This window comes from Pseudomonas sp. MWU12-2037 (genome assembly GCF_023242345.1).
In the GTDB taxonomy this organism is placed as follows: domain Bacteria; phylum Pseudomonadota; class Gammaproteobacteria; order Pseudomonadales; family Pseudomonadaceae; genus Aquipseudomonas; species Aquipseudomonas gingeri_D.
The window spans coordinates 283,435-302,939 of sequence record NZ_JALLIZ010000008.1; the positions used below are offsets into that span (position 1 = coordinate 283,435).

The 19,505-nt window shown below is 61.6% G+C and carries 14 protein-coding genes and 1 pseudogene; 7 read left to right on the top strand and 8 right to left on the bottom strand.

All coding sequences use genetic code 11. The features are described from left to right. The first annotated feature begins 78 nt into the window (after positions 1 to 78). From tpx (M5B42_RS17240) to M5B42_RS17265, 6 genes are all read left to right on the top strand, one after another. Positions 79 to 579 carry a thiol peroxidase gene (tpx, locus tag M5B42_RS17240; RefSeq protein WP_100943143.1) on the top strand — a complete coding sequence of 167 codons (501 nt, stop codon included), beginning with the start codon at positions 79 to 81 and terminating at the stop codon, positions 577 to 579. Positions 580 to 773: 194 nt separating this feature from the next. After that, positions 774 to 1,274: a thiol peroxidase gene (gene tpx / locus M5B42_RS17245; protein ID WP_248746518.1), complete on the top strand. Its 501-nt coding sequence runs from the start codon at positions 774 to 776 to the stop codon at positions 1,272 to 1,274. Positions 1,275 to 1,463: 189 nt separating this feature from the next. Further along, positions 1,464 to 2,768 carry an MdtA/MuxA family multidrug efflux RND transporter periplasmic adaptor subunit gene (locus M5B42_RS17250; RefSeq protein ID WP_248746519.1) on the top strand — a complete coding sequence of 435 codons (1,305 nt, stop codon included), beginning with the start codon at positions 1,464 to 1,466 and terminating at the stop codon, positions 2,766 to 2,768. After that, positions 2,765 to 5,866, top strand: a complete 3,102-nt coding sequence (locus M5B42_RS17255; protein ID WP_103494088.1) for an MdtB/MuxB family multidrug efflux RND transporter permease subunit — start codon at positions 2,765 to 2,767, stop codon at positions 5,864 to 5,866. The genes M5B42_RS17250 and M5B42_RS17255 overlap by 4 nt, the downstream gene beginning before the upstream one ends. Further along, entirely contained in the window at positions 5,863 to 8,970 is a 3,108-nt protein-coding gene (locus tag M5B42_RS17260; protein WP_248746520.1) for an efflux RND transporter permease subunit, read from the top strand. The genes M5B42_RS17255 and M5B42_RS17260 overlap by 4 nt, the downstream gene beginning before the upstream one ends. Continuing rightward, entirely contained in the window at positions 8,967 to 10,457 is a 1,491-nt protein-coding gene (locus M5B42_RS17265; RefSeq protein WP_283099787.1) for an efflux transporter outer membrane subunit, read from the top strand. The genes M5B42_RS17260 and M5B42_RS17265 overlap by 4 nt, the downstream gene beginning before the upstream one ends. A 185-nt stretch (positions 10,458 to 10,642) precedes the next feature. On the opposite strand, the gene M5B42_RS17270 is transcribed toward M5B42_RS17265, so the two are convergent. The 7 genes from M5B42_RS17270 to argH form a co-directional block, all read right to left on the bottom strand. Next, complete coding sequence (locus M5B42_RS17270) at positions 10,643 to 11,815, bottom strand: MFS transporter (RefSeq protein ID WP_177098975.1); 1,173 nt, start codon at positions 11,813 to 11,815, stop codon at positions 10,643 to 10,645. 76 nt (positions 11,816 to 11,891) lie between these two features. Beyond that, a complete protein-coding gene (locus tag M5B42_RS17275) occupies positions 11,892 to 12,797 on the bottom strand; it encodes a polysaccharide deacetylase (RefSeq protein ID WP_248746521.1) in 906 nt (301 codons plus the stop codon). Then, the gene (locus tag M5B42_RS17280) at positions 12,790 to 13,632 is read right to left on the bottom strand and encodes a polysaccharide deacetylase (RefSeq protein WP_248746522.1); all 843 of its coding nucleotides are present in this window, start codon (positions 13,630 to 13,632) and stop codon (positions 12,790 to 12,792) included. Before M5B42_RS17280 ends, M5B42_RS17275 begins: the two co-directional genes overlap by 8 nt. Before the next feature lie 16 nt (positions 13,633 to 13,648). After that, entirely contained in the window at positions 13,649 to 14,467 is an 819-nt protein-coding gene (locus tag M5B42_RS17285) for an ABC transporter substrate-binding protein (protein ID WP_103494094.1), read from the bottom strand. Positions 14,468 to 14,505: 38 nt separating this feature from the next. Beyond that, entirely contained in the window at positions 14,506 to 15,270 is a 765-nt protein-coding gene (locus tag M5B42_RS17290; protein WP_103494095.1) for an amino acid ABC transporter ATP-binding protein, read from the bottom strand. A gap of 20 nt (positions 15,271 to 15,290) precedes the next feature. Then, positions 15,291 to 16,169 (bottom strand): amino acid ABC transporter permease, encoded by an 879-nt coding sequence (locus tag M5B42_RS17295; protein ID WP_100943153.1) that lies wholly within the window; start codon positions 16,167 to 16,169, stop codon positions 15,291 to 15,293. 170 nt (positions 16,170 to 16,339) lie between these two features. Then, positions 16,340 to 17,767: an argininosuccinate lyase gene (gene argH, locus M5B42_RS17300; RefSeq protein WP_248746523.1), complete on the bottom strand. Its 1,428-nt coding sequence runs from the start codon at positions 17,765 to 17,767 to the stop codon at positions 16,340 to 16,342. A gap of 299 nt (positions 17,768 to 18,066) precedes the next feature. Between argH and M5B42_RS17305 the strand changes: the two genes are divergently transcribed. Next, a complete protein-coding gene (locus M5B42_RS17305; RefSeq protein WP_248746560.1) occupies positions 18,067 to 19,038 on the top strand; it encodes a LysR family transcriptional regulator in 972 nt (323 codons plus the stop codon). Between the two features lie 24 nt (positions 19,039 to 19,062). Here M5B42_RS17305 and M5B42_RS17310 read toward each other — a convergent pair. After that, positions 19,063 to 19,200, bottom strand: a pseudogene (locus tag M5B42_RS17310) (type VI secretion system contractile sheath small subunit); the annotation flags it as partial. Positions 19,201 to 19,505 lie beyond the last annotated feature (305 nt).

Here is a 19,505-nt window from a genome sequence, read left to right on the forward strand (position 1 = left end):
ATCTGCCCCATAGGTCGGGTGGCATTTTCATGTTTAACCCCGACCTTCTTATCGAAACCGTTTAGAAGGATTCAGTTCATGGCTCAAGTCACCCTCAAAGGCGGCCCGGTTCAGGTCAACGGTCAATTGCCGCAGGCCGGCGACAAGGCTCCAGCATTCTCCCTGGTGGGCGCAGGTCTGGCTGACGTAACGCTGGGCAGCTTTGCCGGCAAGCGCAAAGTGCTGAACATTTTCCCAAGCGTCGATACTCCGACCTGTGCGACCTCCGTGCGCAAGTTCAACGCCCAGGCCAACGACGTGGCCAACACCGTGGTGCTGTGCATCTCGGCTGACCTGCCGTTCGCCCAGGCACGCTTCTGCGGCGCCGAAGGCCTGGAAAACGTCCTGAACCTGTCGACCCTGCGTGGCCGTGAGTTCATTAAGGACTACGGCGTTGAAATCGCCGACGGCCCGCTGGCCGGCTTGACCGCTCGCGCCGTCGTCGTGCTGGACGAGAACGACAACGTGCTGCACAGCGAACTGGTCAAGGAAATTGCCGAAGAGCCTAACTACGAAGCGGCCCTGGCTGTTCTGAAGTAATGGCAGGGAGTCGGTTTGCGGTGAAGGCGAGACTGCTATCGCCAGCAGGCCGACTCCCATATTTATTGAGTTCGACGATAGTTAGCGGTAAAACGCCGATTTTGTAAGCCGGTAATAGCAGGGCTAAAGATGACATTGCTATCTAGGAAAGCCCGCTTCAAGGTAGGATTTCGTGTTTACAAGGAGGCAAACACATGGCTCAAGTCACCCGCAGGGGCGTAACGGTCCAGATCAACGGACAATTACCGCTACCCGGCTCCCAGGCTCCCGCGTTTTCCCTGGTGGCCAAGGACCTCTCCGATATCACCCTTGCCAGCCTTGCCGGCCAGCGCAAGGTGTTGAATATCTTCCCCAGTGTCGACACTCCGACCTGCGCCAAGTCCGTGCGCCAGTTCAACGAGCGCGCCAACCAGTTGGAAAACACCGTGGTGCTGTGCATCTCGGCTGACCTGCCATTTGCCCAGGCACGTTTCTGCGGCGCAGAAGGTCTGGACCAGGTCGTCAACCTGTCCACCTTGCGCGGCCGCGAGTTCATGCGTGACTACGGCGTGGAAATCGCCGACGGTCCTCTCGCAGGCCTGACTACCCGTGCGGTTGTGGTTCTCGACGCGCACGACGAGGTGTTGCATAGCGAATTAGTGGCAGATATCGGCCAAGAACCCGATTACGACGCGGCACTCGCGGTCCTGAAATAAACGGCCCTGAAACAAGTGGTTTACAATTATTCACGGCCTGACCCTGTCCAGGCCGTTTTTATTTGTGCTTCAGTGTCTTACTGGACACTGACGAAGGTCATTCCAAGGTAAATTGCCGGTAAAGGCGCTTTGCCTGAAACAATTCAGTGCTTATCTTGCAGCCTCCCCAAAAGAAGTTCTCGCGCACAAATGGTTGATCACTCCATGCAATCTTCTGCTTCTCATACTTCTCGTCGTTGGCTGTTCGGCCTGTTGGTCCTGTTGATTATTGGCGCACTGTGCTGGCATTTCTGGCCGTCAGGCGCGCATCACAAGGGCACACAAGCCAAGTCCGTCGCGCACACGGGCAAGTCGGGCATGGCGCGTCCGGGCTTCGGGGCGTCCGCCGGCCCTGTGCCCGTGCGGGTAGCACCGGCGACGGTGGGAGACTTCCCGGTGTACTACAAAGCCCTGGGGACGGTGACGGCCCTCAACACGGTCAACGTGCGTACGCAAGTCGCCGGGCAACTGGTCAAGATTCACTTCCAGGACGGCCAGATGGTCAAGGCCGGTGATGTGCTGGCCGAGATCGATCCGCGCAACTACGAAAGCGCCTTGCTCCAGGCCCAGGGCACCCTCCTGCAAAGCCAGGCGCAATTGAAGAACGCCCAGGTGGATGTGCAGCGCTATCGCGGGCTGTTCGCCGAAGACAGTATCGCCAAGCAGACCCTGGACACCGCCGAGGCCACGGTGCTGCAGTACCAGGGGACGGTCAAGGCCAACCAAGGGGCGGTCGATGCCGCCAAGCTGAACCTGGACTTCACCAAGATCCGCGCGCCGATTTCCGGGCGCCTGGGCCTGCGCCAACTGGACGTCGGCAACCTGCTGGCGGCGAACGACAGCCAGATACTGGTGATCATCACTCAGACCCAGCCGATCAGCGTCGCCTTCACTTTGCCGGAAAACAACCTCGACACCGTGCTCACGCGCTTCCATGGCGGGGCGAAGTTGCCCGCCGAAGCCTGGGACCGTGGCGATGTGAAACAACAGGCCAGCGGTGTATTGCAGAGCATCGACAACCAGATCGACATCACCACTGGCACCCTCAAGTTCAAGGCCCTTTACGATAACCGCGAGCAGAGCCTGTTCCCCAACCAGTTCGTCAATGTGCACCTGCTCGCCGATACCCTGAAAAACGTGGTGCTGGCGCCGAGCGCGGCGATCCAGTTCGGCAACGACGGCACCTTCGTCTATGTCATGGACGGCGACAAGAAGGTCAAGATCCGGCCGCTGAAGGTCGGCGCCAGCGACGGCAATGTCACGGTGATCAAGGATGGCCTGGCCGCCGGTGATCGGGTGGTCCTGGAAGGCACCGACCGCTTGAAGGATGGCGGCGAAGTGGAGGTGGTCAATGACGCCCAGGACGTGCCCAAGGCGCCCGCCGGGCAGTTGAAGGACGGCGCGGCGGCCAAGGCACCGGCTGAAGCCGACAAGGCGAAAAAGGTCGGCGCATGAATCTCTCGCGGCTGTTTATTCTCCGCCCGGTAGCGACCACCCTGAGCATGCTGGCCATTATCCTGGCCGGCCTGATCGCCTATCGGTTGCTGCCGGTGTCGGCGCTGCCCCAGGTCGACTATCCGACCATCCGGGTGATGACCCTCTACCCGGGCGCCAGTCCCGACGTGATGACCAGCGCGGTCACCGCGCCCCTGGAGCGCCAGTTCGGGCAGATGCCCGGGCTGACCCAGATGGCCTCCACCAGTTCCGGCGGGGCCTCGATCCTGACCCTGCGTTTCAACCTCGACATCAATATGGATGTCGCCGAGCAGCAGGTCCAGGCGGCGATCAATGCCGCCACCAACCTGCTGCCCAAGGATTTGCCGGCACCGCCGGTGTACAACAAGGTCAACCCGGCGGATACCCCGGTGCTGACCCTGGCTATCACCTCGAAAACCATGCTGTTGCCCAAGCTCAATGACCTGGTCGACACCCGCATGGCGCAAAAAATCGCCCAGATCAGCGGCGTCGGCATGGTCAGCATTGCCGGCGGCCAGCGCCAGGCGGTAAGGATCAAGGTCAATCCCGAAGCCCTGGCGGCCAACAGCCTGAACCTGTCGGATGTGCGCACCCTGATCGGCGCCTCCAACGTCAACCAGCCCAAGGGCAACTTCGACGGCCCGACCCGGGTGTCGATGCTCGACGCCAACGACCAGTTGCGTTCGCCCAAGGAATACGCCGAACTGATCCTCGCCTACAAGAACGGCGCGCCGCTGCGGCTCAAGGATGTGGCGCAGATCGTCGATGGCGCCGAGAACGAGCGTCTCGCCGCCTGGGCCAACGAAAACCAGGCCGTGCTGCTGAATATCCAGCGCCAGCCCGGGGCCAACGTGATCGAGGTGGTGGACCGGATCAAGGCCTTGCTGCCGAGCATTACCGACAACCTGCCGGCGGGTATCGAGGTCAAGGTACTGACCGACCGCACCCAGACCATCCGTGCGTCGGTCAGCGACGTCCAGCATGAATTGCTGATCTCCATCGCCCTGGTGGTGATGGTGACCTTCCTGTTCCTGCGCCGGGCCAGCGCCACCATCATTCCCTCGGTGGCCGTGCCGCTGTCGCTGATCGGCACCTTCGGCGTGATGTATCTGGCGGGCTTTTCGGTCAACAACCTGACCCTGATGGCCCTGACCATCGCCACCGGCTTCGTGGTCGACGACGCCATCGTCATGCTGGAAAATATCTCGCGTTTCATCGAGGAGGGCGACAGTCCGATGCAGGCGGCGCTCAAGGGCGCCAAGCAGATCGGCTTCACCCTGATCTCGCTGACGCTGTCGCTGATCGCGGTACTGATCCCGCTGTTGTTCATGGCCGATGTGGTCGGGCGGCTGTTCCGCGAGTTCGCCATCACCCTGGCGGTGGCGATCCTGATTTCCCTGGTGGTGTCCCTGACCCTCACGCCGATGATGTGCGCGCGCTTGCTCAAGCGCGAGCCGAAACCCGAAGAACAGGGCCGCTTCTACCGTGCCAGCGGCGCCTGGATCGACTGGTTGATCGAGGCCTACGGCCGCAAGTTGCAGTGGGTGCTCAAGCACCAGTCGCTGACCTTGCTGGTGGCGGTCGGCACCCTGGCGCTGACCGTGTTCCTTTACATGATGGTGCCCAAGGGCTTCTTCCCGGTGCAGGACACCGGGGTGATCCAGGGGATTTCCGAAGCACCGCAGTCGGTATCCTTTGCCTCCATGAGCCAGCGCCAACAGGAGCTTGCCAAGGTCATCCTCACCGATCCGGATGTGGAAAGCCTGTCGTCGTATATCGGCGTGGACGGCGACAACGCCACGCTCAACAGCGGCCGCTTCCTGATCAACCTCAAGCCGCGCCACCAGCGCCGCGAGACCGCCACGCAGATCATCAACCGCCTGCAGCCGGAAGTCGACAAACTGTCGGGGATCCGACTGTACCTGCAGCCGGTGCAGGACCTGACCATCGAGGATCGGGTCAGCCGCACCCAGTACCAGTTCAGTATGTCCTCGCCGGACCCCGACCTGCTGGCCGAGTGGAGCGGCAAGCTGGTGGACGCCCTGGCCCAGCGCCCGGAACTGACCGATGTCGCCAGCGACTTGCAGGACAAGGGCCTGCAGGTCTTCCTGGTAATCGACCGGGACGCCGCTTCACGCCTTGGCGTGGCGGTGTCGGATATCACCGATGCACTGTATGACGGTTTCGGCCAGCGGCAGATTTCCACCATCTACACCCAGGCCAGCCAGTACCGCGTGGTGCTGCAAGCCCAGGCGGGGGAGAAGATCGGACCGCAGGCGCTGGAGCAGATCCACGTCAAGACCACCAGCGGCGGACAGGTGCGCCTGTCCAGCCTGGCCCGTGTCGAGGAGCGCCAGGCGCAGTTGGCCATCTCCCATATCGGCCAGTTCCCGGCGGTGATGATGTCGTTCAACCTGGCGCCGGGCGTGGCGCTGGGGCAGGCGGTGGAGGTTATCGACCAGGTCAAGCAGGAGATCGGCATGCCGGTGGGCGTGCAGACCCAGTTCCAGGGCGCGGCCGAAGCCTTCCAGGCCTCGCTGTCGAGCACCTTGCTGCTGATCCTGGCGGCGGTGGTGACCATGTACATCGTGCTCGGGGTGCTCTACGAGAGTTATATCCACCCGGTAACCATCCTCTCGACCTTGCCCTCGGCGGCGGTCGGGGCCTTGCTGGCGTTGATTCTGACAGGCAACGACCTGGGCATGATCGCCATTATCGGGATCATCCTGCTGATCGGTATCGTCAAGAAGAACGCGATCATGATGATCGACTTCGCCCTCGACGCCGAGCGCAACCAGGGCATGTTGCCGGAGCAGGCGATCTACCAGGCGGCGCTGCTGCGTTTCCGGCCGATCCTGATGACCACCCTGGCGGCGCTGTTCGGCGCCATTCCGTTGATGCTCGCCACCGGTTCCGGTGCCGAACTGCGTCAGCCCCTGGGCCTGGTGATGGTTGGCGGCCTGCTGGTCAGCCAGGTACTGACGTTGTTCACCACCCCGGTGATCTACCTGTACTTCGATCGCCTCGGACGGCGCTGGGGGCGGCATCCGAGCCGTCTTGAGCAGGTGGAAACATGAACCTGTCGGGACCTTTTATTCGCCGGCCGGTAGCGACCATGCTGCTGAGCCTGGCGATTGTCCTGCTGGGCGCTGTGAGTTTCGGCCTGTTACCGGTTTCGCCGCTGCCGCAAATGGACTTTCCGGTGATCGTGGTCCAGGCCAGCCTGCCGGGTGCCAGCCCGGAAGTCATGGCCTCCACCGTGGCCACGCCGCTGGAACGCTCCTTCGGCGTGATTCCCGGCGTCAACACCATGAGCAGCCGGTCCAGCCAGGGTTCGACCCGGGTGATCCTGCAGTTCGACCTCAACCGCGATATCAACGGCGCGGCGCGGGAGGTCCAGGCGGCCATCAATGCCTCGCGCAACCTGCTGCCCAGCGGCATGCGCAGCATGCCCACCTACAAGAAGGTCAACCCGTCCCAGGCGCCGATCATGGTGCTGTCGCTGACCTCCGACCAGTTGCAGAAGGGCCAGCTCTACGACCTGGCCTCGACCATCCTGTCCCAGAGCCTGTCCCAGGTCCCGGGCGTGGGCGAGGTGCAGATCGGCGGCAGTTCGCTGCCGGCGGTGCGCATCGAACTCGAACCCCAGGCGCTCAACCAGTACGGCGTGGCCCTGGACGATGTCCGGACCGCCATTGCCAACGCCAACGTGCGCCGGCCCAAGGGTTCGCTCGAGGATGCCGGCCGCAACTGGCAGATACAGGCCAACGACCAGTTGGAAAAGGCCAAGGACTATGAACCGCTGATCATCCACTACCAGAACGGCGCGGCCCTGCGCCTGGGGGATGTGGCGAAGATCAGCGACAGCGTCGAGGACCGTTACAACGCCGGGTTCTTCAACAATGACGAGGCGGTCCTGCTGGTGATCAACCGCCAGGCCGGCGCCAACATCATCGAGACGGTGAACGAGATCAAGGCGCAACTGCCGACTTTGCAGGCGGTCTTGCCGGCCAGCGTCAAGCTGAACCTGGCGATGGACCGCTCGCCGGTGATCAAGGCCACGCTCCACGAAGCCGAGATGACCCTGCTGATCGCCGTGGCCCTGGTGGTGCTGGTGGTGTATCTGTTCCTCGGCAACTTCCGCGCCTCGTTGATTCCGACCCTGGCGGTGCCGGTGTCGCTGGTCGGCACCTTTGCGGTTATGTACCTCTACGGCTTCTCCTTGAACAACCTGTCGCTGATGGCCCTGATCCTGGCCACCGGGCTGGTGGTGGACGATGCCATCGTGGTACTGGAGAACATTTCCCGGCATATCGACGATGGCATTCCACCGATGAAGGCCGCGTACCTGGGGGCCAAGGAAGTCGGCTTCACCTTGCTGTCGATGAACCTGTCGCTGGTGGTGGTGTTTCTCTCGATCCTGTTTATCGGCGGGATCATCGGCAACCTGTTTCGCGAGTTTTCCATCACCCTGGCGGCCGCCATCCTGGTCTCGCTGGTGGTCTCCCTGACCCTGACGCCGATGCTCTGCGCGCGCTGGCTCAAGCCACACCAGCAAGGCGAACCGACCCGCCTGCAACGCTGGAGCGAAAAGGCCAACGAACGCATGATCGCGGCCTATGCCGTCAGCCTCGACTGGGTCCTGCGGCACAAGCGCCTGACCTTGCTCAGCCTGTTCGTCACCATCGGGGTGAATATTGCCCTGTACGTGGTGGTGCCCAAAACCTTCCTGCCGCAACAGGACACCGGGCAACTGATAGGTTTTGTGCGGGGCGACGACGGCATGTCGTTCGGCAATATGCAGCCGAAGATGGAAATCTTCCGCAAGGCGGTACTGGCCGATCCGGCGGTACAAAGCGTGGCCGGCTTTATCGGTGGTAACAACGGTACCAACAACGCCTTGATGCTGGTGCGTCTCAAACCGATCAAGGAGCGCAACGTCTCGGCGCAGAAGATCATCGAGCGCCTGCGCGACGAAATGCCCAAGGTAGCCGGCGCTCGGCTGATGCTGATGGCCGACCAGGACCTGCAGTTCGGTGGCGGTCGTGAACAACAAACCGCGCAGTACTCCTACATCCTGCAAAGCGACGATCTGGCTGCCCTGCGCGAGTGGTATCCGAAAGTGGTCGCGGCCCTCAAGGCCTTGCCGGAGCTGACCGCCATCGATGCTCGGGAAGGTCGTGGCGCTCCGCAGACCACCTTGGTGGTCGACCGCGATACCGCCAAACGCATGGGCGTGGATATGAACACGGTGACCACGGTGCTCAACAATGCCTATAGCCAGCGGCAGATCTCCACCATCTATGACACCCTGAACCAGTATGAAGTGGTGATGGAGATCAACCCGAAATACGCCCAGTCGCCGGAAACCCTCAATCAGGTCAAGGTGATCGGCTCCAGCGGCCAGCGCATTCCGCTCTCGGCCATCGCCCATTACGAGAACAGCCTGCAGGACGACCGGGTCGACCACGAGGGGCAGTTCGCCTCGCAAAGCCTGTCGTTCGACATGGCTCCCGGCGTCACGGTGGAGCAGGGCACTGCCGCTATCGAGCGGGCCGTCGCCAAGCTCGGTTTGCCGGAAGCGGTGATCGCCAAGATGGCCGGCACCAGCGACGCCTTTGCCGCGACCCAGAAAAGCCAGCCGTTCATGATCCTTGGCGCGCTGGTGGCGGTGTATCTGGTATTGGGCATTCTCTATGAGAGCTACATCCATCCGCTGACCATCCTTTCCACACTGCCGTCGGCCGGGGTCGGTGCCTTGCTCAGCATCTACCTGCTGGGCGGCGAGTTCAGCCTGATCTCGCTGCTGGGGTTGTTCCTGTTGATCGGCGTGGTGAAAAAGAATGCGATCCTGATGATCGACCTGGCGCTGCAACTGGAGCGTCATTCGGGCCTGGACCCGCTGGAGTCGATTCGCCAGGCCTGCCTGCTGCGCCTGCGGCCGATCCTGATGACCACCCTGGCGGCGATCCTCGGTGCCCTGCCGTTGCTGCTGAGCAGTGCCGAAGGCGCGGAAATGCGCCAGCCCCTGGGGTTGACCATTATCGGCGGGTTGATCTTCAGCCAGATCCTGACGCTCTACACCACCCCGGTGGTTTACCTTTATCTCGACCGTTTGCGCCACCGCTTCAACAAGTGGCGTGGTGTACGCACCGATGGTGCTCTGGAAGTTCCGCTATGACTGACCAATCGCAATGCAAAATGCCTCTGGCCGCCCAGCGCCTGGAGACCATCCGTGGCTCACGCCTGCTGAGCCTGGCCTTGTGCGGGCTGCTGCTCAGCGCCTGCGCCGTGGGCCCGGACTACAAGCGTCCGGACACCGCCGCGCCGGCGCAATACAAGGAAGCCAGCGGCTGGCGTCAGGCGCAGCCCAGCGACTCGCTGGCCCGTGGTGCCTGGTGGGAGCTGTATGGCGACCCGACGCTCAATGGCCTGGTGGAAAAACTCAACAGCGCCAACCAGACCGTGGCGCAGTCCGAAGCCCAGTACCGCCAGGCCCTGGCGTTGGTCAAGAGCGCCCGGGGGGCGTTCTTTCCGAGTGTCGACCTGAGTGCCGGGAAAACTCGCTCCAGCCAGGGCACCGGTAGCAGCAACTCGAGCCTGAGCCGTTCATCCAGCGGGATTGTCGACACCTATAACGCCCAACTCGGGGTGAGTTGGGAGGCGGATGTCTGGGGCAAGCTGCGCCGAGGCCTGGAAGCCAACGACGCCAGTGCCCAGGCAAGTTTTGCCGACCTCGCGGCCATGCGCCTGAGCCAACAGTCGAGTCTGGTGCAGAACTACCTGCAACTGCGGGTGATCGACGAACAGAAGCGCCTGCTTGAAGCCACGGTGCAGGCCTACGAGCGCTCGTTGAAAAATACCGAAAGCCAATACCGATTTGGCGTTTCCGGGAAAGCGGCGATCGCCCAGGCGCAGACCCAGCTCAAGAGCGCCCAGGGCGACCTGATCGACCTGATCTGGCAACGGGCCCAGTTCGAAAACGCCATTGCCGTCATGATCGGCCTGCCCCCGGCGCAATTCCAGCTGGCGGCCACCAACAGTGTTCCGGCCTTGCCGGCGATTCCGCTGGGGGTGCCGTCGCAACTGCTGGAGCGGCGTCCGGACATCGCTTCGGCGGAGCGCTCGGTGATCGCGGCCAACGCCAATATCGGCGTGGCGAAGGCGGCTTATTATCCGGACTTCACCCTGAGCCTGTCCGGTGGTTACAGCAGCAGTACCTTTGAGAACTGGATCAGCCTGCCGAACCGTTTCTGGTCAGTGGGCCCGAAACTGGCGACCACCTTGTTCGACGGTGGTCAGCGCTCGGCGGAAGTGGACCGGACCGAAGCGGTGTATGACCAGACCGTGGCCAAGTACCGCCAGACCGTGCTGGATGGATTCCGTGAAGTGGAAAACTATATGGTCCAGCTCAAGGTCATGGAAGACGAGGCGACGGTGCGGGCCCAGGCGCTGGAAGCGGCCCGGGAATCCCTGCGTTTGACCGACAACCAGTACAAGGCGGGCCTGATCACTTACCTGGATGTGGTCACGGTGCAGACCACGGCGTTGACCAACGAGCGTAGCGTGCTGAGCTTGCTGCAGAGCCGGTTGATCGCCAGCGTCCAGTTGATCGCGGCGATGGGCGGTGGTTGGGATGGCAATACCGACTTGAGCGCCAAGCGCTGATCGGTATTCGGCTTGGGTTGGATGGCGGTCTTATTGACGCCTTCGCGGGCAAGCTCCGCTCCCACACAGAATGTGCGTCGAACACAGATTTTGTATACGACAAAGACCTTGTGTGGGAGCGGAGCTTGCCCGCGAAGAGGCCCTCAAAGTCACAAAACCTTTATCTGAAGAAACCGCACCCGGCCTCATTTCTGCAATGAGCGCACACCGCGTCCCGCCAGGAAACACAGGCTGCCACCAATCGCCGTGAGCCCGCTCAAGGCATAAAACATCGTCCCTGGCGCCGCATGGATCAGCAGATAACCGCAGATCACCGGACTCAATGCACCGCCCAGGGCCGCCAGGTTCTGCGCGCCGAGGTAACTGCCCCGCAGATCCTCCGGGGCGATGGTGTCGACGAACAGATATTCCGACGGATAAATGATCATCTCCCCCAGGGTGAAGATGAACATGGCCGCGCACCAGGTCATCAGGTTCTGCGCAAAACTGAAGCCGATCAACCCGACGATAAACAAGCTGGTGCCGATGGCGATCCAGTAGCGCAACTGCTCACGCTTGAGAAAGCGGCCGATCTGGTACTGCAGCAGGATTACGCTGATGGCGTTGCAGGCCAGGATCGCCGACAAGGTGGTCAGGGCATCCTGGCTGCTGTGGGTCACCAGCAGGAACTGCGAGAGGTACAGCGTGAAGCGGCCATGGACGATGGTGCTCAGCAAGCTGCCGCAGGTAAACAGGATCAGCGTCCGATCATTGCGCAGCGTCACCAGGGTCTTGATGAAACTGGGGGGCTTGCCGATCTGGGCCTGGGCGGTCGGGGTGATGCCGAACATCAGGAAAATACTGCCAAAGGCGATACCGGCGGCCATCAGGAACGGCGCCAAGGGTTGCACCCCGGCGATCACCACGCCCAGCATCGGGCCGGTGGCGTAACCGATATTGGTCAGGGTGTAGCGCAGGGAAAAGACCTTGGCCCGCTGGTCGATGGGCAGGTTCTCGCTGATGATGGCCTTGGAACCGATCAGAAACAGCGCCGACGCGGTCTCGGTCATCACCAGGGTCAGGGTGGTCAGGTACAGGTCATGGGCGAACGTCAGCAGGGTAAAACCGATGCCGCTGGAGAGCATGGCGAGGATCATCAGCCGGCGTTTTTCCAGACGGTCGATGATATAGCCGCCGTACAACGAGAGCAGGGTGGCGATAAACACCGCGATCCCCATCAGCAGGCCGACATCCTGCTGGTTCAGCCCGAGCTTCCTGCTGAGGAACAGGGTCAGCAGCGGACTGGTGATGGCACGGCTGACGACGATGGTCACGGAGCAGATCATCAGCCGACGGATAACGAGGGAATAGGTGGCCACGGTGGTGCTTATATCCTTGTTTTGGAAACGTCTCTGTCAGACCGCTAAAAGCTTCGCGGGCAGGACCACTGCAACATCACGGCAGATACTTGCGGTAGTGGCGCTCATAGACCGCCGCCGGATGGTCCGCCGTCATGGCGCGACCGTTGTCGTCCCACCACTGGGCCACTTCGGCGCCCGTGGCAATCCACACGTCGTCATGTTTCTGGATCCCCTTGAGCAACTCCCGCAGCACACCGATACGCCCCGGCGTGGCAATGACTTCCGGGTGCAGGCGTAGGACGTAGCACAACCCGAACCGATGGAAACCGGCAAAGTCCATCTGCAGGTTGCCCAGGGTATGGCTGTAGGAAGCGATCCGTGATTGTGCCGGTGGCACCGCCGGGCTGAGGTTGAAAGCGAAGTAGGGTTCGTCCTCCAGCTCATAGTGCAGCGGCAGTTCGATAACCTGCGGTGCCGTTGGATGGGCGAAGGGCAGGTCGTCGCCACGCCAGGAGGACGACCAGAGGATACCCTCGTCATGCAGGGCCTCGGTGAAACCCGGTAGCCAATTGCCGGCCGGAATCCGAAAGCCTTTGGGTCGCTCTCCCGTCAGTGCCTCCAGGGCCTTGCAACCTTGTGCGAGCGCTGCCTTCTGTTCCTCGAGGGTCAGAGTGTCGTAGTTCTGATGCCTGTAACCGGCACAGGCGATTTCATGGCCGCCGGCCCGGATCGCCCGGATATGCGCCGGCTGTTCCTCGGCGACGATGCCCGGGATGCACCAACTGCTGCGTACCCCCAGTTCCTCGAATAAACCGAGCAGGCGCTCGACCCCGCGCTGGCTGCCATAGCGCCAGACCGACAGGCTTTTGTCGCGCCCGGAGACCTCAGGTGCTTGGGTAAGAATACCGTGTATATCATTGTAATCAATAGTAATTACTACGGCGCAGCGATACGGCGCCGGCCATGGACTCTGGAACGCGGGACGTTGCAACTCAGCCATGATGATGCTCCTTCAGCCACCAATGGGCGATATCGCGGCAGGTGGCAAACCAGACGTCATCGCGCTCGCGCATATGCTCGAACAGCCGCTCCAGCAGCAGGATACGGCCCGGTTTGCCGGTGATCTTGGGGTGAAACAGCGTGGTCAGGCACAGCCCTTCGTCAACCGCGCCATCGAATTCCCGGCACCAGTTGTCCAGGGTCAGCTCATAGCTGGCCGTGCGGTCCAGCCCGGACGGAAAATTCGGTTCGCGAGTGTAGGCGATGGAGGCGTAGTCGTCCATTTCCCAGCGGCCGGGAATTTCCACCAGCGGTTGCGCATGCCCTGGCACCTGCACCAGATAGGGCCGGTCATCACCGCGCATGCTACTGGAATAGGTCACCCCGGCGTCGACCAGCATCGCCGGGGTTTCCGCGCGCCAGTCACCGGAGGGGGTGCGAAAGCCCTCGGCGCGGATGTTCAGGTGTTGCCAGAACACCTCGCGGCATTTGTTCATCACGTCCCGCTGCTGATCCAGCGTCAGGGCGTAAAAGGATTCGTGTTTGTAGCCGTGGTAGGCCACTTCATGTCCGCGTTCGACAATCGCCTGGCATTGCCGCGGCCAGTTTTCCACGACCCAGGCCGGGACGAAGAAGGTGGTCGGCAGGCGGAACTCGTCGAGCAGGTCGAGAATCCGCGGCAACGCCCGATACGGGCCGTAGCCGCCAAAACCGAAGTACTCGGGCTTGTGCCAGATCGAGCCATCGAGCATGGCATCGCCGGTGGGGCCGTCGAGGTCGAACGCCAGGGCCAGGCAGGCTTTGTGCCCATCCGGCCAGGTCGGGGTCGAGGACATGAGTGACAGCTCCTGTTTACTGGCCCTTGTTCACGGCGATGTTATCGACGGCACCCACCGACAGGTCCCATTTCTTCAGGATGGCCTGGTAGCTGCCGTCGGCGATCATGCTTTGCAGGGCCGCCTGGATAGCGTCCCGCAGTTCCTGGTTTTCCTTGCTCACACCAATCCCGGTGAACTGCACCACCATCGGCGTGCCGATGATCTTGAAGGTGTTTTTCTCCTGGTTCGCGAGGTACGGCAGGGTCTCGCTGCCTTGCACGGCGACGTTGATACGGCTCTGGCGCAGCTGTGCGCGGGCGTCGGCCGAACCTTCGGTGCCGATCACCTTGATCTGTTTGTCAGCCGGGCAGTGTGCGCTGCTCCAGGCAGCGATTTCCGCCGGGAAGGTGGTGCGACGGCTGGTACCGGCGGTCTTGCCGCAGATATCGGTCATCTCGTTGATGTCCTTGTTCTTCTCCAGGGTGTAGAACTGCGAACCACTGGTGAAGTAATCGACGAAGTCCACTGCTTTCTGGCGCTCGGCGGTATCGGTCATGCCCGAGAGCACGATGTCCACGCGCTTGGTGGTCAGGGCGTTGATCATCTGTTCGAAGGAGGTTTCCTGCCACTTCATTTTCACGCCCATATGCTGCGCCAGGGCATTGCCCAGGTCGAAGTCGACACCGGTGAGTTCGTTGCTGGCCGGGTCCTTGAAATCCATCGGCGGGTAGTTGGGCATGATCGCGGCGACGATCTCGCCCTTGGCCTTGATGCTGGCGGGCAATTCGGCGGCCCAGGTAAAGCTGGAAGCCATGAGGCCGGCGAGTACTGCGGGAATGACGAAATTCTTCATGGTCGTTCTCTTATGAATGTTGTGAAGGCTCAGGGAACCTAGGTTCGAACGGCAGAAATGAAGCTTTGGGTGCGCGGGTTTTGTGGACTTATTAGAAGTTCTTCGGGGCTTCCTTCCTCCACGATCTGGCCGCCATCCATGAACACCATGCGGTTCGAGACTTCGCGCGCGAAGCCCAGCTCATGGGTGACGACGATCATGGTCATGCCGGTCTGCGCCAGGTCGCGCATCACCGACAGCACCTCTGCGACCAATTCCGGGTCGAGTGCCGAAGTGGGTTCATCGAACAGCATCAGCTTGGGCCGCATCGCCAGGGCCCGGGCGATGGCCACCCGTTGCTGCTGGCCACCGGACAGCTCGATGGGATAGCTGTCGCGCTTGTGCGCCAGGCCGACCCGGGCCAGTAACTCAAGGGCTTCCTCGACCGACTCCTTGGGCGAACGCTTGAGCACCTGGACCGGGCCTTCGATGATGTTTTCCAGCACGGTCATGTGCGGAAACAGGTTGAAGCGCTGGAACACCATGCCGGTGGCCAGCCGCTGGCGGGCGATCTGCGCTTCATTGAGTTCATGCAGCTTGTTGCCGGCGATCCGGTAACCGACCAGTTCGCCGTCGACCCACAAGCCACCCTTGTCGATCTTTTCCAACTGGTTGACGCAGCGCAGCAGGGTGCTCTTGCCGGAACCCGAAGGACCGATGATGCACAGCACTTCGCCTTGCTCGACTTCGATATTGATGTCCTTGAGGGCGTGGAACGAGTCGTAGTATTTGTTCAGGCCGACAGCCTTGATGATGCTTCTCATGTTCGAATTCTCCTGGACACTTACGAGCGCTTGCCGGCGCCACGGGCAAAACGCCGTTCCAGGCGACTCTGGCCGAAGGACAGCACGGTGACGGCGACCAGGTACCAGATCCCGGCGACGATCAGCAGCTCCATGACTCGGGCGTTGGCGTAGTAGATGTTCTGGGCGTTGTAGAGCAGTTCCGAGTACTGGATCACGCTCGCCAGGCTGGTCATCTTGACCATGCCGATAAACTCGTTGCCCACTGGCGGGATGATGATGCGCATGGCCTGGGGCAGGATGATCCGGCGCAGGGCTTGCAGTTGCGGCATGCCGATGGACTTGGCGGCTTCATACTGGCCGGTGTCCACCGACAGCAGGCCGGCGCGAACTACTTCGGCGGTATAGGCGCCCTGGTTGATCGACAGGCCCAGCAGCGCGGCGACAAAAGGCGTCATCAGGCTGACGGTATCGAGCTGGAATACTCCGGGAATCCCGATGGTCGGGAAGATCAGCGCCAGGTTGAACCACAGCAGCAGTTGCAGGATCAGCGGCGTGCCACGGAACAGCCAGGTGTAGGTGATCGCCACATAGCGCAGGATCGGGTTGGCCGACATGCGCATGATCGCCGTGATCACCCCGAATACCACGCCCAGGGCCATGGCCAGGATCGCCATGATAATGGTGTTCAGCAGCCCGGTGAGAATCGCCTTGGCGGTCAGGAACTGGCCGATATAGGACCATTCGATCTGGCCCTGGGCAAAGGCCCGGACCAGCCCGACCAGGGCGACGACGATCAGGGTGGCGAAGAAAATACGTCCGTAATAGCGCCGCGGTACGTGTTCGTACTGGGTGATATCGAACTGGTTCTCGGCCAGTTTGCGCTCGGCGAGCAAGCGTTCTGCCTGGGATTGGCTCATGGTGTTTCTCCGTATGCGGCGCCGGGGCGCCGCCGTTGTTTCTGGTTACACCGTCCTGTAGGAGCCTGGCTTGTCGGGCCGCCGCATCGCAGCGAAGGGGCCATCAAGGCCGCCAAAAGCTTCGCGGGCAAGCCCTGCTCCTACAGGGGGGCGGTGTTTTCTAAGCCTTGCTACACACGCAGGCCGGCGTATTCGGCAGCCCATTGATGCTGTGCTTCGAGTGCGATTTTCAACCGGGCGATCTGCTCGCGAACTCGCTCAGGCGCCGTTCCGCCCCAACCGCTACGGGCGGCAATGGCGGCTTCCAGGGTCAGGCAGTCACGCACTTGCGGGGTCAGGCGTGGATCGATCTCGGCCAGCAGCGCCGGGCTCGCTTCCCACAGTTCCAGGTCGCCGGCTTCGCAGGCCTTGACCAGCGCGCCGGTGATTTCATGGGCTTCCTTGAACGGCACGCCGCGCATCGCCAGCCAGTCGGCGACTTCGGTGGCCAGGGTGAAACCCAGGGGCGCCTGGCGCCGCAATTCCTCGACGTTGACGGTCATGGTCGCGACCATCCCGGCCATGGCCGGCAGCACCAGCAACAGGGTGTCGACGCTGTCGAGCACGCCGTTCTTGTCTTCGCTCAGGTCACGGTTATAGGACAGCGGCAAGGATTTGAGGGTCGACAGCAGCCCGGTCAGGTTGCCGATCAGGCGGCCGGCCTTGCCCCGCGCCAGCTCGGCGATATCCGGGTTTTTCTTCTGCGGCATGATCGAACTGCCGGTGGCGTAGGCATCGTCCAGCACCACCCAGCGGAACTGCCGGGACGACCACAGGCAGAACTCTTCGGCCAGGCGCGAGATATTGATCCCGAGCATGCTGGCGACGAACAGGAACTCAGCGACATGGTCACGGCTGGCCACTGCATCGATGGAGTTTTCACAGACGCCGCTGTAACCCATTTCCCGCGCCGATTGCTGCGGCTGGCGAGCGATGGCAGAGCCGGCCATGGCCGCCGCGCCCAAGGGCGACAGCGAGGTACGGGCATCCCAGTCCACCAGCCGCTGGACATCCCGCAACATCGCCTGGGCGTGGGCCAGCAGGTGATGGGCAAACACGATCGGCTGGGCCTGCTGCAAGTGGGTGAAGCCGGGGCAGATACTCTGCACATGCTGCTCGGCCTGGTCGACCAGCGCCTGTTGCAGGGCCAGGACTTCCACCGCCAGGGTGCGTACATGGTCACGCAGGAACAGGCGCAGGTCATTGGCGGTCTGGTCGTTGCGCGAACGCCCGGCGCGCAGCTTGCCGCCCAGGGCGCCGAGGCGCTCGGTCAGCAGGCGCTCGATAAAGGTGTGCACGTCCTCGTCGTCGAGGGTCGGGGTGACACGGCCGGCGCGGAAATCCTCGCCGATGGTGTCCAGGGCCTCGACCATACTCAGTGTTTCCTGCTCGTCGAGCAGGCCGGCCCGCTGCAATTCGTGGGCATGGGCCCGGGAACCGGCGAGGTCATAGGGGGTGAGGCGGAAATAACCATCCGGGCAGCGGGAGAGGGCGGCCAGGGCGGCGGATGGGCCGCTCTTGAAACGGGCGCCCCAGAGACGGTCGGTGGCTTGAGCCATTGTTGTTTTCCTCCAGCAAATGATCGATTCAATACAGGACCGCCGCCAACCGTCCGGGGAGGGGCAGGGTCATGCACTATCAGGAGGGCAGATTACGAATCCTTGTAGACGCCGCTCGTGGACACCTACAAGTACAAAAGAATGGCTTTTAAACGCTTGCAATCAGCGACTTGTGGCTGATTTGCAAAAAATATCGGTGGTTGCCAAGCCTGGTTTTCTGTGTTCATTATTATCGACCGGCGACGTTTTTCTTGTGGAGCTAAGCCTGTTGAATATGTGGTTCGAGGTCAATAAGCATGATGGAAACCCAGCTTTCCAATTCTGGAAACCCGGCGCCGAAACCTGGACAGCGAGCGCCCTTGGCACTCAGTGGACTGGACTTCAAATTACTCAAAGTGTTCAAGGCGGTGGTCGAGGCCGGGGGCTTCAGCGCGGCTCAGAATGAGCTGAATGTGGGGCTGGCCGCCATCAGCAAGCAGATTTCCGACTTGGAAATCCGCATTGGCATGCGCCTGTGTACCCGTGGACGAGAGGGTTTTTGCCTGACCGAAGAGGGCAGTCTGGTGTACCAGGCATCAATTGATTTGTTTGCCTCGGTCGACAACTTTCGCGACCGACTTAGTTCGGCCCAGAACGAACTGATCGGCGACTTGAGTGTAGGCGTCGTGGACAATACTATTTCCGACCTTAATTCTCCGTTAGTTGCCGCGCTGCGCAAGATTCACGATGAGTCACCGAAAGTAAGATTTCGCCTGCACGCGGCACAGTTGGATGAAGTGGAGCGAGGGGTTGTAGAAGGTCGTTATATTGCGGGCATAGTACCGGTTTATCAAAAAAGAGAAGAGTTTGATTATTTCACGCTCTATGAGGAGCGGGCCGAGGCTTACTGTGGTGTCGGACACCCGCTGTTCGACTCGGAAGACGCGCTCAGCAGTGTCGAAGTGCTGCGTGAGTACCCGTTCGTCAACCACCGTTATGCCATCCATCGCGACAAACTCGACTTTGTCACCTACGACAGCTTTTCCGCCTCGGCGTCCCAGGTGGAGGCTGTGGCGATGCTGGTCCGGACCGGGCGTTTTCTTGGCTTCCTGCCGCAGCACTATGCCGCCCCGTTGGTGGCCAAAGGCTTATTGCGGGCCTTGATGCCGGAGCGGGTCAGCTATTGCACTCCCTTCAATCTGATCCTGCGCCACAACACGACGCGCAGCCCGCTGGTCAAGGCTTTCGCCCAGGCCCTGGGGGTAGATCTCAAAGCGCCGTTGCAGGGGTAGGGGCGAGCTGAAGCCGCCAACCCGCTTGCCCAATACCCGCTCATGGACCTCATTGTTAAGCAGCACGCTTTCAATCACTTGCCGAAAGCCGGGCTCGTCGTACAACGGCCCCTTGAGTGCGACCAAGGCATCGCGCAGTGCCATCAACTTGCTCAAAGGGGGCCCCGAGTTCGGCGCGGCACCGTTGCCGGGACCTGGCCCGAGGGTGCCCCGGGTGTTCGCCTTGATGGCGGAGGGCGGTAATGGGTCGCAATCTTCATTGGACATGACGGGTTCTCTACAGAATAGGCGCACTGCGTAAGGAGAACAGAGGGTAAAAAGCTCGACCTTTTTAGTCTAAAGCAGACTTAGCCGGGTGCTAGTTATGAGCGGATTTTAATAGCCGTCATATTTACGTATATATGCGTAGGAGCTTTCTAGAAAGCCGCTCTTCTTGTAGGTAAAACGGCCTTGAGCAACAGGAAGCT

What these genes read in the sequence shown, in the direction of transcription:
- tpx (WP_100943143.1), top strand. Translation starts at nt 79, where the DNA reads ATGGCTCAAGTCACCCTCAAAGGCGGCCCGGTTCAGGTCAACGGTCAA.
- tpx (WP_248746518.1), top strand. Translation starts at nt 774, where the DNA reads ATGGCTCAAGTCACCCGCAGGGGCGTAACGGTCCAGATCAACGGACAA.
- M5B42_RS17250 (WP_248746519.1), top strand. Translation starts at nt 1,464, where the DNA reads ATGGTTGATCACTCCATGCAATCTTCTGCTTCTCATACTTCTCGTCGT.
- M5B42_RS17255 (WP_103494088.1), top strand. Translation starts at nt 2,765, where the DNA reads ATGAATCTCTCGCGGCTGTTTATTCTCCGCCCGGTAGCGACCACCCTG.
- M5B42_RS17260 (WP_248746520.1), top strand. Translation starts at nt 5,863, where the DNA reads ATGAACCTGTCGGGACCTTTTATTCGCCGGCCGGTAGCGACCATGCTG.
- M5B42_RS17265 (WP_283099787.1), top strand. Translation starts at nt 8,967, where the DNA reads ATGACTGACCAATCGCAATGCAAAATGCCTCTGGCCGCCCAGCGCCTG.
- M5B42_RS17275 (WP_248746521.1), bottom strand. Translation starts at nt 12,797, where the DNA reads ATGGCTGAGTTGCAACGTCCCGCGTTCCAGAGTCCATGGCCGGCGCCG.
- M5B42_RS17280 (WP_248746522.1), bottom strand. Translation starts at nt 13,632, where the DNA reads ATGTCCTCGACCCCGACCTGGCCGGATGGGCACAAAGCCTGCCTGGCC.
- M5B42_RS17285 (WP_103494094.1), bottom strand. Translation starts at nt 14,467, where the DNA reads ATGAAGAATTTCGTCATTCCCGCAGTACTCGCCGGCCTCATGGCTTCC.
- M5B42_RS17290 (WP_103494095.1), bottom strand. Translation starts at nt 15,270, where the DNA reads ATGAGAAGCATCATCAAGGCTGTCGGCCTGAACAAATACTACGACTCG.
- M5B42_RS17295 (WP_100943153.1), bottom strand. Translation starts at nt 16,169, where the DNA reads ATGAGCCAATCCCAGGCAGAACGCTTGCTCGCCGAGCGCAAACTGGCC.
- argH (WP_248746523.1), bottom strand. Translation starts at nt 17,767, where the DNA reads ATGGCTCAAGCCACCGACCGTCTCTGGGGCGCCCGTTTCAAGAGCGGC.
- M5B42_RS17305 (WP_248746560.1), top strand. Translation starts at nt 18,067, where the DNA reads ATGGAAACCCAGCTTTCCAATTCTGGAAACCCGGCGCCGAAACCTGGA.